At 71.8% G+C, this 13,422-nt stretch carries 11 protein-coding genes; 7 read left to right on the top strand and 4 right to left on the bottom strand.

Annotation, left to right across the window (positions count from 1 at the left end; genetic code table 11):
• The first annotated feature begins 1 nt into the window (after position 1).
• Together P5P86_RS18815 and P5P86_RS18810 are read left to right on the top strand one after the other, a co-directional pair.
• Positions 2-985, top strand: coding sequence for a YjiK family protein (locus tag P5P86_RS18815; protein WP_280608980.1), 984 nt, complete (start codon positions 2-4; stop codon positions 983-985).
• Between the two features lie 16 nt (positions 986-1,001).
• Positions 1,002-2,000, top strand: coding sequence for a DNA topoisomerase IB (locus tag P5P86_RS18810; RefSeq protein ID WP_280608979.1), 999 nt, complete (start codon positions 1,002-1,004; stop codon positions 1,998-2,000).
• Between the two features lie 245 nt (positions 2,001-2,245).
• On the opposite strand, the gene P5P86_RS18805 is transcribed toward P5P86_RS18810, so the two are convergent.
• The 3 genes from P5P86_RS18805 to serC form a co-directional block, all read right to left on the bottom strand.
• Positions 2,246-5,167, bottom strand: coding sequence for a helix-turn-helix transcriptional regulator (locus P5P86_RS18805; RefSeq protein ID WP_280608978.1), 2,922 nt, complete (start codon positions 5,165-5,167; stop codon positions 2,246-2,248).
• Between the two features lie 35 nt (positions 5,168-5,202).
• Positions 5,203-5,352 (bottom strand): hypothetical protein, encoded by a 150-nt coding sequence (locus P5P86_RS18800; RefSeq protein ID WP_280608977.1) that lies wholly within the window; start codon positions 5,350-5,352, stop codon positions 5,203-5,205.
• Positions 5,353-5,471: 119 nt separating this feature from the next.
• Positions 5,472-6,584 (bottom strand): phosphoserine transaminase, encoded by a 1,113-nt coding sequence (gene serC, locus P5P86_RS18795; protein ID WP_280608976.1) that lies wholly within the window; start codon positions 6,582-6,584, stop codon positions 5,472-5,474.
• Between the two features lie 48 nt (positions 6,585-6,632).
• Between serC and P5P86_RS18790 the strand changes: the two genes are divergently transcribed.
• The gene (locus P5P86_RS18790) at positions 6,633-7,106 is read left to right on the top strand and encodes a GNAT family N-acetyltransferase (RefSeq protein WP_280608975.1); all 474 of its coding nucleotides are present in this window, start codon (positions 6,633-6,635) and stop codon (positions 7,104-7,106) included.
• Positions 7,107-7,188: 82 nt separating this feature from the next.
• Here P5P86_RS18790 and P5P86_RS18785 read toward each other — a convergent pair whose 3' ends face one another.
• Complete coding sequence (locus P5P86_RS18785; protein ID WP_280608974.1) at positions 7,189-8,292, bottom strand: citrate synthase 2; 1,104 nt, start codon at positions 8,290-8,292, stop codon at positions 7,189-7,191.
• A gap of 106 nt (positions 8,293-8,398) precedes the next feature.
• On the opposite strand from P5P86_RS18785, the gene pdxH reads away from it, so the two are divergent.
• From pdxH to P5P86_RS18765, 4 genes are read left to right on the top strand one after another with little or no spacing between them, the layout of a single operon-like run.
• On the top strand, positions 8,399-9,037 hold the full coding sequence (pdxH, locus tag P5P86_RS18780) for a pyridoxamine 5'-phosphate oxidase (RefSeq protein WP_280608973.1): 639 nt from the start codon (positions 8,399-8,401) through the stop codon (positions 9,035-9,037).
• Positions 9,038-9,079: 42 nt separating this feature from the next.
• A complete protein-coding gene (locus tag P5P86_RS18775) occupies positions 9,080-9,667 on the top strand; it encodes a TetR/AcrR family transcriptional regulator (RefSeq protein ID WP_280608972.1) in 588 nt (195 codons plus the stop codon).
• A complete protein-coding gene (locus tag P5P86_RS18770) occupies positions 9,667-11,409 on the top strand; it encodes an ABC transporter ATP-binding protein (protein WP_280608971.1) in 1,743 nt (580 codons plus the stop codon). Before P5P86_RS18775 ends, P5P86_RS18770 begins: the two co-directional genes overlap by 1 nt.
• Positions 11,409-13,382: an ABC transporter ATP-binding protein gene (locus P5P86_RS18765; RefSeq protein WP_280608970.1), complete on the top strand. Its 1,974-nt coding sequence runs from the start codon at positions 11,409-11,411 to the stop codon at positions 13,380-13,382. The genes P5P86_RS18770 and P5P86_RS18765 overlap by 1 nt, the downstream gene beginning before the upstream one ends.
• Positions 13,383-13,422 lie beyond the last annotated feature (40 nt).

The raw sequence follows: 13,422 nt of genomic DNA, 5'->3' as shown, positions 1-13,422 counted from the left end.
CGTGCTGACGGCGACTGCGTTCCTGGTCGCGGGCGTGGCCGGGGGTGTGGTGGCGGGGCCGGCGCATGCCGATGGCGACGGGCAGCAGGTCTTCTCCTTCGCCGACAGCCGGATCGACGAGGCCTCGGCGCTGGTCGTCCTCCCGGGTGGTCTGTTCGCGACGACCAACGACAGCGGTGACACCGGCCGGGTCTTCGTGGTCGACGGAGGTGGCCGAACCGTCGGGGTGACCAACTGGGAGCGGTCCCCGCGCGACGTCGAGGCACTGGCGCCCGCTCCCGACGGCGAGGTCTGGGTGGGCGACATCGGGGACAACGCCGCCTCCCGCCCGCACATCCAGGTCGCCGAGGTGCCGGTCGGGCCGACCGACCGGACCGTGCACCCCACGGTCTACACCCTGGTCTACCCCGACGGCGCCCACGACGCCGAGACGCTGCTGTGCGACCCCAGTACCGGTCGGCTCTACGTCGCCACCAAGGGATGGCTCGGTGGCCGGTTGTACGCCGCGCCCGAGCACCTCTCGACGACAGGCGAGAACCGGCTGACCGCTGTCGGCGCCGTGATGCCGATGGCGACCGACGGCGTCTTCCTGCCGGGCGGGCACGCGGTGCTGATCCGCGGCTACTTCGGCGCGACCACCTACGCCTGGCCCTCGATGGACAAGATCGCCTCCTTCCGGCTGCCCGACCAGCCGCAGGGCGAGGGCGTCGGCGTCCGTCCCGACGGGACCGCCTACCTGTCGAGCGAGGGCCTGCACGCACAGGTGCTGAGGTTCGAGCTGCCGGCGGCAGCGCTCGCCGGGCCGAGTGCGTCCGGGCCGGGTGCGTCCGGGCCGGGTGCCTCTGGGTCGAGCGCACCCGCGCCCGTCGAGGCGCATCGAGCCGGGCCTGACGCCTCCGGCCGGCAGTGGTGGCCCTGGGCCGTGGGCGGTGTGATCGGCCTCGCTGCCCTCGGCGTACTGGTGCGGTCATTGCGCCGGCGCTGACGGGGTACCGCCGCTCATGGTCCGACTGCGACGCACCTCTCCCGAGCAGCCGGGCTGGTCGCGCAAGCGCACCGGCCGCGGATTCGCCTACCTCGACGCGAACGGCGAGCGGCTGGGCGCCGAAGAGATCGCGCGGGTCAAGGCGCTGGTGATCCCGCCCGCGTGGGAGGACGTGTGGATCACGCCCTACCCCAACGGGCACCTGCAGGCCGTCGGCACCGACGCGGCCGGGCGGCGGCAGTACCTCTACCACCCGGACTGGCGCACCCGCCGCGACGCGGAGAAGTTCGACCGCGTGCTCGAGTTCGGCCGGGCGCTGGGCGAGGCGAGGGCGCACGTCCTCACCGACCTGCAGCGCGAGGGGATGCCGCGGGAGCGGGCGTGCGCCGCGGCGGTCCGGCTGCTCGACCTCGGCTACTTCCGGATCGGCAACGACGTCTATGCCGACACCAACGGCTCCTTCGGGCTGACCACGCTGCAGCGGCGGCACGTACGCCGCATGCAGGACCGGCTGGTCTTCACCTTCACCGGGAAGTCCGGTGTCGACCACCGCATCGAGATCGACGACGCGATGGTGCGCGAGGCGCTGGACGTGATGCGGCGCCGGCGCGGGGGTCAGGAGCTGCTGGCCTACCTGGAGAGCCGGCGGTGGAGGGCGATGCTGCCGCAGCTGGTCAACGATTACGTGCGAGCGGTGACCGGCGTCGATGCGACAGCCAAGGACTTCCGCACCTGGCACGCCACCGTGCTGGCCGCGGCGGCGCTGGCCGAGGCCCCCGCTGTCAGCTCCGCGACGGCCCGCCGCCGCGTCGTCGCCGCGGCGATGCGCGAGGTCTCGGAGTTCCTCGGCAACACCCCGACGCTGGCGCGCAAGTCCTACGTCGACCCGCGCGTGGTCAGTGCCTACGAGGAGGGCAGGACGATCGCCGCCGCCACCGGGCGGACGTATGCGACGCCCGATGAGCGGCAGCTGGCACTGGAGCTGGCGACGCTGGATCTGATCGCTGGCGAGTAGACGTTCATTCGGGCCTCCGTCCGGGTTGAGTGGGGCCTGCGTCTGGGTTGAGTGGGGCCTGCGTCCGGGTTGAGTGGGGCCTCCGTCTGGGTTGAGTGGGGCCTCCGTCCGCTTCAACGGGGACGCAGGCCCGGTTCAACGGGGACGCGGGCCCGGTTCAACGGGGACGCAGGCCCGGTTCAACGGGGACGCGGGCCCGGTTCAACGGGGACGCAGGCCCGGTTCAACGGGGACGGAGGCCCGATTCAACGGGGACGGAGGCCCGATTCAACGAGTCCCTGGCGACGGGCGATGGCGGCGGCCTCGGTGCGACTCGAGGCGCCCAGCTTGGCGAGGATGTTGGAGACGTGGACCGAGACGGTCTTGGTGCTGATGAACAGCTGCTTGCCGATCTCGCCGTTGCTCCGGCCGTCGGCGACCAGGGCCAGGATCTCGCGCTCGCGGGTGGTGAGCGCCACGACGCTCGCGGCGTCGCTCGGGGCCGCCGCACCCGACACCTCGCCCAGGGTCGTCAGCAGCGGCCGGGCGCCCAGGGCGCGCGCGGCCGACCGCGCCTGGTCGGCCAGGGCACGGGCGGCGTCGAGGTCACCGGTCGCGCGCAGCATGTCGGCGTACGTCGCACGCACCAGGGCCAGCTCGTGCACGTGGCCGAAGGTGGTGAACGCCCGCTCCGCCGCCCGCCAGGCCTCGATCAGCTCGGTGTCGGCCACGGCCGCGGGATCGAGCAGCCGGCGCAGCCGAAGCTCCTCGGCGCGAAGTCGAGCCTCCCAGGCCTGCCCCTCCGGACCCCACTGCTCGGGCTGGTGTCGTACGGCGTGGACGGCGTCCGCGACCAGACGGTCGATCACGGCGGCGAGCCAGTCGCGCTCGACCGGACCGGTGATCACCTCGGCCAGCCGGCCGAGCGTCGTCGCGGCGATCCGCAGCCCGGCGGCGAAGCCCGGGTTCCAGGCGCGGTTCAGCGCATCCATGACGTCGTCGTACGCTTGGAGCACCGCTGCCGGGGTCGACGAGCCGCGGATCTCGGTGGCGGCGGCGAAGACGGCGACGATCCCGTCGACCTCCCACTGCGAGCGGTGGATCCGTAGCGGCACCGTCTCGCCGCGCGCCTGCCGGATCGAGAGTCGGATCGAGTCCAGCGCGGCGTAGGGGAGGGCCGGCGCGCCGGGGACGGCGATCTCCAGCAGCGCCAGCGCCTCGGACCAGCGGCCCGCGACGTAGTACACCCAGGCGAGCTGGTGACGGGCCTCGAAGGCGTACGGCGCCCACGGCCGCCCCAGCTGCGCACCGCGTGTCACCACCTCGGTGAAGGCGCGCTCGGCGGCCGGCCAGTCCGCCTCGTCCTGGTAGGACCGCGCCAGGATGAAACGGGCCTGCAGCTCGGCGCCGATGTTGCCGCTGGCGACAGCGCGCTTGATCGCGGCGGGCATCATCGCGCGGAACCGCTCCGGCGAGGTCCGGCTGCGGTCGGCCGAGCTGAGCGTGGTGACGACGGCCGAGGCGATCCGCGGCAGGTTGTGCCGCTCGGCCATGGCGAGCGCCTCGAGGCCGAACTGCTCGGCCTCCTCCTGCCGGTCGACCCAGGACAGGATCTGGGTGTGGTTCGCCAGCACGCGTGCCCGCAGAGCGGGCTCGGCCTGCTCGCTGGTGGCCACCGCCTCGGTGGAGACGCTGACCGCGTCGTACTGGGTGTGGTCGAGGATGCCGAGGCTGACGGCCTGGGCGGTGAGCAGCCGGGCGCGCTCGCTCGCGGAGCCGTCGGGCAGCCGTTCCAACGCCTCCTGCGCCACGCGTACGGCGCGCTCGGTGTGCCCGGCGGCGAGCAGGGCCTCGACCGTCGCCTCGGCGACCCGCACCGGCGACTCGCCGTCGGGCAGCGGGCGCTGCGGGTCGGCGAGCAGCTGCAGCGCGTACTCCAGGTGCATCGCCGCCTCCTCGGGGCCGCCGATCGCCGCAGCCTCGTCACCGGCGCGGATGCTGGCGCTCAGGGCGGTGTCGAGGTCGTGCGCGAGACGGGCGTGCCGGGCGAGCTCGGCGGCGGTCCCGGGCGCGCTGCCCGAGCCGAGCGCCGCCACGTAGCGGGCGTGCAACCGCACCCGCTGCCCGGGCAGCAGGTCGTCGTAGACCGCCTCGCCGAGGAGCGCGTGCCGGAACCAGTAGTCGCCGTCGCCGGCCACCAGCACGTGCGACTCGACGGCCTGGCGCAGCGCCGCGTCGAGGGCGTCGTCGGACAGCTCGGTGACGGCGGCGAGCAGGGGGTGGGTGACCTTGCGCCCCGCGGCGCTCGCGGTGCGGACCAGGTCGCGCACCGACTCGTCGAGCCGGTCGAGCCGGACCAGCAGGACGTCGGCGAGCTCGTCGGGCACCCACCGGTCGGGCCCGCTGACGGCGCCGACCAGCTCCTCGACGAAGAACGCGTTGCCCTCGGCGCGCGCCACGATGTCGACGGTCTCCTGCTCGGTCGCGGCCGGGTCGAGCGCCGCCACCAGGGTCCGTACGTCGTCGTCGCCGAGCGGACCGATCCCGACGCGGGAGACCCACTGCAGCCGCGACCACTCCGCTACCTGGCGACGCAGCGGGTGACGGCGGTGGAGGTCGTCGGTGCGGTAGGAGGCCACGATCGCCACCGGCCCGCTGAGCGGCCGGGTGAACAGGAACGTCAGCAGGTCGCGGGTGGACTGGTCGGCCCAGTGCACGTCCTCGACGATCAGCAGCAGCGGGGTCTGCGCGGCGACCGCCTCCAGCAGCGCGTGGACGCCTTCGAAGAGCTGGATCCTGTCCGCGTCGCCGGTCTCGGGCGCGGTGGCGCCGAGCACCCGGCGGACCGGCTGCAGGCGGCCCAGGTCGGGGTAGGCGCGGCCGACCTGCTCGACCAGCTCGGGCAGGTCCGAGGCGAGCCGGTCGAGGAGCTCGGAGAAGGGCAGGTAGGGCAGCGCGCTCTCGCCGAGGTCGAGGCAGTGACCGACGTACACCTGCCACCCGGCGCTCTCGACGCGGTCGGTCAGCTCGAGCAGGAGCCGGGTCTTGCCGACGCCGGCGTCACCGGAGAGCAGGACGTGCACGCCGGAGGTGGGCCGGCCGCCCGGATGCGCAGCGACGCCGAGCAGGGAGGAGAGCTCCTCCAGCTCGGCGTCGCGTCCGACCAGGATCCGACTCGTGTGCGCCACATCCGACATGATTCCCGGTGGCGTCGCGGGCCGCATCACGATTCCCAGGTGGTGATCCCCTTCCTGAGCCTGCTGCGCTGCCTGCGCAACCGACTCGCCTCGCGCCGGCCGACGATCTGCTCGCGCAGCTGCGCCGCCCGGTAGGCCTGCTCCGCCTTGATGTAGCTGGTGTCGTGGTAGCTCATGACCACGACTCTGGGCCTCTGAGGTAGGCCGGGACATCGGGAGTCCTCCCGAACTGCTACCTCAGATCGGCGGCGTGACGCTCACCGTGACCGGGGGATCACGGTGAGCATCACACGGCTCAGAGGCGCTCGACGACGTAGTCGATGCAGCGCGTGAGGGCGGTGACGTCGGCGGCATCGACGGAGGGATACATGGCGATCCGCAGCTGGTTGACGCCCACGCCGCGGTAGGCGTCGACGTCGACGATGCCGTTCTCGCGGAGGTGGTCCATGACCGCCACCCGGTCGATGGCCGGGTCGAGCTCGACGGTGCCCACGACCAGCGACCGATGGGCGGGGTCGGCCACGAACGGCGCGGCGTACGGCGAGGCCTCCGCCCAGGTGTAGAGGGCCTCGGCGCTGGCGGCGGTGCGCTGCACCATCCCGGTCAGGCCGCCGGCGGCGTTCATCCAGTCCAGCTGCTCGGCCATGAGGTAGAGCGTGGCGACGGCGGGCGTGTTGACGGTCTGGTCGAGGCGCGACTGCTTGATCGCGTCGACCAGGTTGAAGAACGCGGGGATGTGCCGATCGCCGGCGAGCTCCTCGGCGCGGGCGATCGCGGCCGGGGACATCAGCGCGATCCACAGGCCGCCGTCGGAGGCGAAGGACTTCTGCGGCGCGAAGTAGTAGACGTCGCTCTCCCGCACGTCCAGGGGCAGACCGCCGGCCGCGGAGGTGGCATCCACCAGCACCAGCTGGTCCGGCGTCGCGCCCTCGGGCCGCAACACGGGCGACATCACGCCGGTCGAGGTCTCGTTGTGCGTCCAGGCGTAGACGTCGACGTCCGCCTCGAACGACGCCAGCGCCCGCGCGCCGTGCGGTGCGCCCACGATGGTCGGGTCGCGGAGCCACGGCGCCGCTGTCGCCTCGGCGGCGAACTTCTTGGCGAACTCGCCGTACACGACGTGCTGGCTGCGCTCCCGGATCAGGGCGTAGGTCGCGAGCGAGAAGAATCCGATCGAGCCGCCGTTGCCGAGCACGACCTCGTAGCCCTCGGGCAGGTCGAAGAGGGCTGCCAGGCCGTCGCGGACCCGGCGGACCAGCTGCTTGACCGGAGCCTGCCGGTGCGAGGTGCCCATCAGGCCGGCACCGGTGGCGGCCAGTGCCTCGAGGCGGCCGGCGGGGACCTTGGAGGGGCCCGACCCGAAGCGGCCGTCGGCGGGGAGAAGGTCGGCGGGGATCGCGAGGCGCATGGTCCCTATCCTCTCAGTTGCCCACCCGATCCCTGCCCGGAGTTCCGCATGCTCGAGATCCGCCCCGTCCCGCTCGACCACCCCGACGCCCAGCGGCTGGTCGGCCGCGCCCTGGCGTTCTACGTCGAGCTCTACGGTGGCGAGGGTGACACCGACCCGATGGACACCGGTGCGTTCGCGGCGCCGAACGGCGCGTTCTACGTCGGCTATCTCGACGGCGTCCCGGTCGTGACCGGTGGATGGCGCTCGGTGGACGTCGAGCGGCTCGGCGCGACCCGTGCGGCCGAGATCAAGCGGATGTACGTCGCCGACGAGGCCCGCGGGCTCGGCCTGGCCCGCACCATGCTGGCCCACCTCGAGACGACGGCGCGAGCGGCGGGCTGCGACGTCCTGGTGCTCTCGACCGGGGCGCCCCAGGTTGCTGCCGTCGGGCTGTACGCCTCGGCGGGCTATGAGCCGATCGAGCCGTTCGGCTACTACGCCGACTCACCGAACGTGCGGTGCTTCGGCAAGCGCCTCTGAGGCCCAGGGTGCTCGGGCGGTCGCGGTCGGGGGCCGCGAAGTGTCACCGTGACACTTCGCGGCCCTGACGTCATGGCGCCGACTACTTCCCCCAGGCGGCGTTCCAGCCCTCCACGGAGTCGGCCGGCCGCGGGGAGGGGCCGGTGTAGACGGCGGAGGGCCGGATCAGTCGTCCGGTCCTGACCTGCTCGAGGATGTGGGCCGACCACCCGCCGGTGCGCGCGCAGGTGAACATCGAGGTGAACATGTGCGAGGGGATCTGCGCGAAGTCCAGCACGATGGCGGCCCAGAACTCCACGTTCGTCTCCAGGACGCGGTCGGGGCGGCGCTCGCGGAGCTCGGCGAGGGCTGCCTTCTCCAGCGCCTCGGCCACCTCGAAGCGGGGTGCGGCGAGCTCCTTGGCCGTACGTCGCAGCACGCGTGCGCGCGGGTCCTCGGCACGGTAGACGCGGTGACCGAAGCCCATCAGCCGCTCACCGGAGTCGAGCAGACCCTTGACGTAGGCGGTCGCGTCGCCGCTCTTCTCGACGTCCTCGATCATGCCGAGCACGCGCGAGGGCGCGCCACCGTGCAGCGGACCGCTCATCGCGCCGATCGCGCCGGAGAAGGCCGCCGCCACGTCCGCGCCTGTCGAGGTGATCACCCGGGCGGTGAACGTCGAGGCGTTCATGCCGTGCTCGGCCGCGGAGGACCAGTAGGCGTCGATCGCGTGGGCGTGCTTCGGGTCGGCCTCGCCGCGCCAGCGGATCAGGAACTTCTCGGCCAGCGTGCGGCCCTCGTCGACGAGCTTCTGAGGCACCACCGGCAGGTGGATGTCGCGCGCCGACTGGCCGGCGTAGGAGAGCACCATCACCGCGACCCGGGCGAGGTCCTCGCGGGCCTGCTCGGGGGTGATGTCGTAGGTCTGCCGGAAGCCGAACGCCGGCGCCAGCATCGCGATCGCCGCCTGGACGTCGACGCGGACGTCGCCGGTGTGGACAGGCAGGTTGTACGCCTCCGCGGGCGGCAGACCCGGCGTGTACACGCCGTCGATCAGCAGGCCCCAGACGTTCTCGAACGGCACCCGTCCGACCAGGTCCTCGATGTCGACGCCGCGGTAGCGCAGCGCGGAGCCTTCCTTGTCGGGCTCGGCGATCTCCGTCTCGAACGCGATCACGCCCTCGAGCCCGTGGTGTACCTCGGTCATCTCTGCTCCTTATCTCCGTCCGGCATTGTGCCCGACATGCGGCTCGAGCAGCAGGGGCCGACGATGCCGGATATCTCACGTGCCGGGGGTGGTTAGGCTCGGAGCCATGGATCTGGCGGCGGCGCGCGAGGAGTACAGCAGGGGCGGTCTGAGCGAGTCGGACCTTGCTCCGGACCCGGTCGGGATGTTCGAGCGCTGGTACGTCGAGGCGCGTGACGCCGGCGTCCGCGAGCCGAACGCGATGGTGGTGGCGACCACCGACCCCGACGGCGCGCCCTCGGCCCGGTTCGTGCTGCTGAAGGGGTTCGACGAGCGCGGGTTCGTCTTCTACACCAACCAGGCCTCCCGCAAGGGGCAGGCGCTGGCGGCGGAGCCGCGGATCGCGCTGCTCTTCCCCTGGCACGACCTGGAGCGGCAGGTCCGGGTGGAGGGCGTGGCCGAGTCGCTGTCCCGTGCCGAGGTCGAGGCGTACTTCGCCGTACGGCCGCGCGGATCGCAGCTCGGAGCCTGGGCCTCCCACCAGTCGCGGCCGGTGGCCGGGCGCGAGGAGCTGGAGCAGGCGTACGCCGACGTCGAGCGCCGGTTCGCCGGTGTCGATCGGCTGCCGGTGCCCGAGGAGTGGGGCGGCTACCGCGTCGTTCCCGCGACGGTCGAGTTCTGGCAGGGCCGGATCGGCCGGATGCACGACCGGCTCGTCTACACGCGCGCCGGCGACACCTGGGCCACCTGCCGCCTGGCGCCGTAAATCGACTTGTGAGTGAGTGCTCACTCATTTACCGTAGGTGACATGGTCCGTGCTGCCCCGATGACGCCCGAGGAACGCCGCGAAGCGCTCGTCCGGGCCACCGTGCCCCTGCTCTACCAGCACGGGCGCAACGTCACCACCAAGCTCATCGCCGAGGCGGCAGGGGTCGCCGAGGGCACGATCTTCCGAGTCTTCGACTCCAAGGACGCGCTGGTCGACGCGGCGATCGCCCGGGCGTTCGAGCCGGGCCAGGTCCTGGCGCGGCTCGACGACGTGGACCCGGCATGGCCGCTGGAGCAGCGCCTGGTGAAGATGGTGAGCATCCTGCAGCAGCGCCTGCTGGCCGTCTTCGGTCTGATGCGGGCCTGCGGCATGGTCGCGCCGCCGACCGACCATGACCACCACCGCGAGGAGCACCTCGCCGCCCGAGAGGTGCTGGTGAGCCGCATGCTCGCGCTGGTGGAGCCGGACGCGGAGAGGCTGTCGGTGCCGCCGGGCAGACTCCTGCACCTGCTCCGCCTGCTCACCTTCTCGGCGAGCCACCGCGACATCGCCGAGCAGGACCTGCTCAGCCCCGAGGAGATCGTCGGCGTCGTGCTCCACGGCGTCCTGAAGAGGGAGACCGCCTGATGCTGCTTCGCATCCTGCGCACCTACCTGCGCCCCTACCGGCGCTGGCTGACCGGTGTCGTGGTGCTGCAGTTCGTCAGCACCGTGATGGCGCTGCTGCTGCCGAGCATCAACGCCGACATCATCGACAACGGCGTGCTGGTCAACGACAACGGCTACATCCTGCGCCTCGGCGGCGTGATGCTCCTGGTCTCGCTGCTCCAGATCTCCTGCTCCATCGGGGCGGTCTACTTCGGCGCCCGTACGGCGATGGCGTTCGGCCGGGACCTGCGTCGCGACCTGTTCCACCGGGTCGGCGGCTTCAGCGGTCGCGAGGTCAGCGGCTTCGGCGCGCCCTCGCTGATCACCCGCAACACCAACGACGTGCAGCAGGTGCAGATGCTGGGCCTGATGACCTGCACCATGGCCGTGACCGTCCCGATCATGATGATCGGCGGCGTGCTGATGGCGATGCGCCAGGATCTGGAGCTGTCCTGGCTGCTGGCCGTCGTCGTACCGGTGCTCTTCCTCGCCGTCGGTCTGGTGGTCAGCCGGATGGTGCCCAACTTCCGTCAGGTCCAGGTCCGCATCGACGGTGTCAACCGGGTGCTGCGCGAGCAGATCACCGGCATCCGGGTGGTGCGCGCCTTCGTGCGGGAGCCGCTGGAGACGGCGCGCTTCGCTGAGGCCAACGACGGGCTGACCTCGGTCTCGCTCGCCGCCGGTCGCTGGCTGGCGATGATGTTCCCGCTGGTGATGCTGATCATCAACGGCGCCAGCGTCGCGGTGATGTGGTTCGGCGGCCACCGGGTCGCCGACGGCATGCAGGTGGGCCCGCTGACGGCGTTCCTGTCCTACCTCATGCAGATCCTGATGTCGGTCATGATGGGGACGTTCATGCTGATGCAGATCCCGCGATCGGCCGTCTGTGCCGACCGGATCGCCGAGGTGCTCGACACCGTCTCGTCGGTGGTGCCGCCGACCGACGGCGTCACCGAGGTGCACGGCCGTGGGCGGCTCGACCTGGAGAATGTGTCCTTCACCTACCCGGGCGCCGAGGCGCCGGTGCTCTCCGACGTGGGCTTCCAGGCGCGCGCCGGGCAGACGGTTGCGGTGATCGGCTCGACAGGTGCGGGCAAGTCCACCCTGCTCAACCTGGTGCCACGGCTCTTCGACACGACCGCCGGCCGGGTGATGGTCGACGGCGTCGACGTTCGGCTGCTCGACCCGGGCACGCTGCACAGCCGGCTGGGCCTGGTGCCGCAGCGCGCGTTCCTGTTCACCGGCACGATCCGCTCCAACCTGCTGCACGGCAAGCCGGACGCAAGCGAGGACGAGCTGTGGCACGCCCTCGAGGTGGCCCAGGCGCGCGCCTTCGTGGAGGAGCTCGGCGAGGACGGCCGCAGTGGGCTGGATGCCCCGGTCGTCCAGGGCGGTACGAACTTCTCCGGCGGTCAACGCCAGCGGCTCGCGATCGCGCGGGCGCTGGTGCGCCGACCCGAGATCTACCTGTTCGACGACTCCTTCAGCGCCCTCGACCTGGCCACGGACGCCCGCCTGCGGGCGGCGCTGGAGCCGGAGACGCGCGACGCGACGGTGGTGATCGTGGCCCAGCGGGTCTCCACCATCCGCGACGCCGACCTGATCCTGGTCCTGGAGGACGGCCGGGTGGTCGGTCGCGGGACCCACCACGAGCTGCTGGCCACGTGCGAGACCTACCAGGAGATCGTCTCCTCCCAGCTGAGCGCCGAGGAGGCGGCCTGATGAGCGAGCAGAATCCCTCGACCGGCTCGAGGACAGGCACGCCCAAGGGGCAGCTGCAGGTCACCGAGCGGGTGGTGCGGCAGCACGGACCGGGCCCGATGGGCGGGGGCATGGTCGGCCAGAAGGCGCACGACTTCACCTCGTCGTCGCGCCGCCTCGTCCGCCGCCTCACCCCGCAGCGCAACGCCGTCCTCGGTGTGCTCGCGCTGGCGATCGTCTCGGTCTTCCTGATGTCGCTGGGTCCGCGGCTGCTCGGCCACGCCACGAATGTGATCGTCGCCGGCTGGGTCAGCATGCGTGCCGGCGGCCCCGGCATCGACTTCACCGCGCTGGCGCACAAGCTCGAGCTGGTCTTCGCCGTCTACGTCCTCGGCAGCCTGCTGTCGGCCTCCCAGGGATGGCTGCTCAACGGCGTGGTGCAGCGCACCGTCTGGCAGCTGCGCGCCGACGTCGAGGACAAGGTCAACCGGCTGCCGCTGGAGTACTTCGACCGGCAGCCGCGCGGCGAGCTCCTAAGCCGGGTCACCAACGACATCGACAACGTCAGCCAGACCCTGCAGCAGACGATGTCGCAGCTGCTCACCTCGCTGTTGACGGTCGTCTTCGTGCTGGTCCAGATGTTCTGGATCAGCCCGCTGCTCGCCCTGGTGGCCCTGGTGTGCGTGCCGATCGCGATGCTGGTGACCGGCAACGTCATGAAGCGCTCGCAGGGCCAGTTCATCGCCCAGTGGCGGCGGACGGGCGCGCTCAACGCCCACATCGAGGAGACCTTCTCCGGGCACGACCTGGTCACCGTCTTCGGTCGGCAGGAGGAGGTGGAGGAGACCTTCCGGGAGCAGAACGAGGGGCTCTACGAGGCGTCGTTCAAGGCGCAGTTCGTCAGCGGGCTGATCATGCCGCTGATGATGTTCGTGGGGAACCTGCAGTTCGTCGTGGTCGCCGTCGTCGGCGGCCTGCGGGTCTCCAGCGGTCACATCACGGTCGGCGACCTGCAGGCGTTCATCCAGTACTCCCGGCAGTTCACCCAGCCGCTGACCACCGTCGCCTCGATGACCAATCTGCTGCAGTCCGGAGTGGCGTCCGCCGAGCGGGTCTTCGAGCTGCTCGACGCCGAGGAGCAGCTGCCGGACGTGGCCGGTAGTCCGGGCGAGGGTTCGGCATGGTCCGCGATCCAGGTCGCGTCCGGCGTGGGGGAGCCCTCGGTTCGGGGCGCCACCGGGGACGGTGAGGTCCGCTTCGAGCACGTCGGCTTCCGCTACGACGAGGACAAGCCGCTGATCGAGGATCTCTCCCTGGTGGCCAGCCCGGGGCAGACGGTGGCCATCGTCGGCCCGACCGGTGCCGGCAAGACCACCCTGGTCAACCTGATCATGCGGTTCTACGAGCTGCGCGGGGGCCGGATCACGCTGGACGGCGTCGACATCACCGCGATGCCGCGCGCCGCCCTGCGCAGCAGGATCGGGATGGTGCTGCAGGACACGTGGCTCTTCGAGGGCACCATCCGCGACAACATCGTCTACGGCCGGCCCGACGCGACCGAGGAGGAGATGCTCGCCGCCGCACGGGCGACGTTCGTGGATCGGTTCGTGCACTCGCTGCCCGACGGCTACGACACGATGATCGAGGGCGACGGCGGCAAGCTGTCCGCCGGCGAGCGCCAGCTGCTCACCATCGCGCGCGCCTTCCTCGCCCAGCCCGACCTGCTGATCCTGGACGAGGCCACCTCCAGTGTCGACACCCGCACCGAACTGCTGCTGCAGCAGGCGATGGCCGCGCTGCGCACCGATCGGACGAGCTTCGTGATCGCCCACCGGCTGAGCACCATTCGCGATGCCGACCTCATCCTGGTGATGGAGGACGGTTCGATCGTGGAGCAGGGCGATCACGAGTCGCTGCTGGCCGCGGGTGGCGCCTACGCCCGGCTCTACCGGTCGCAGTTCGCCGGTGCGGTCGGCGAGGAGGTCGTGGCCTGACGGCGCGTCCCGGCCGCCCGCGAAAAATCGCTTGGCCGGG

This window comes from Nocardioides sp. BP30 (genome assembly GCF_029873215.1).
Classification (GTDB): Bacteria; Actinomycetota; Actinomycetes; order Propionibacteriales; family Nocardioidaceae; genus Nocardioides.
The sequence above is the reverse complement of the archived record's forward strand: the minus strand, read 5'-3'. Positions and strand labels throughout refer to the sequence as shown.

What these genes read in the sequence shown, in the direction of transcription:
- P5P86_RS18810 (WP_280608979.1), top strand. Translation starts at nt 1,002, where the DNA reads ATGGTCCGACTGCGACGCACCTCTCCCGAGCAGCCGGGCTGGTCGCGC.
- P5P86_RS18800 (WP_280608977.1), bottom strand. Translation starts at nt 5,352, where the DNA reads ATGAGCTACCACGACACCAGCTACATCAAGGCGGAGCAGGCCTACCGG.
- serC (WP_280608976.1), bottom strand. Translation starts at nt 6,584, where the DNA reads ATGCGCCTCGCGATCCCCGCCGACCTTCTCCCCGCCGACGGCCGCTTC.
- P5P86_RS18790 (WP_280608975.1), top strand. Translation starts at nt 6,633, where the DNA reads ATGCTCGAGATCCGCCCCGTCCCGCTCGACCACCCCGACGCCCAGCGG.
- P5P86_RS18785 (WP_280608974.1), bottom strand. Translation starts at nt 8,292, where the DNA reads ATGACCGAGGTACACCACGGGCTCGAGGGCGTGATCGCGTTCGAGACG.
- pdxH (WP_280608973.1), top strand. Translation starts at nt 8,399, where the DNA reads ATGGATCTGGCGGCGGCGCGCGAGGAGTACAGCAGGGGCGGTCTGAGC.
- P5P86_RS18775 (WP_280608972.1), top strand. Translation starts at nt 9,080, where the DNA reads ATGGTCCGTGCTGCCCCGATGACGCCCGAGGAACGCCGCGAAGCGCTC.
- P5P86_RS18770 (WP_280608971.1), top strand. Translation starts at nt 9,667, where the DNA reads ATGCTGCTTCGCATCCTGCGCACCTACCTGCGCCCCTACCGGCGCTGG.
- P5P86_RS18765 (WP_280608970.1), top strand. Translation starts at nt 11,409, where the DNA reads ATGAGCGAGCAGAATCCCTCGACCGGCTCGAGGACAGGCACGCCCAAG.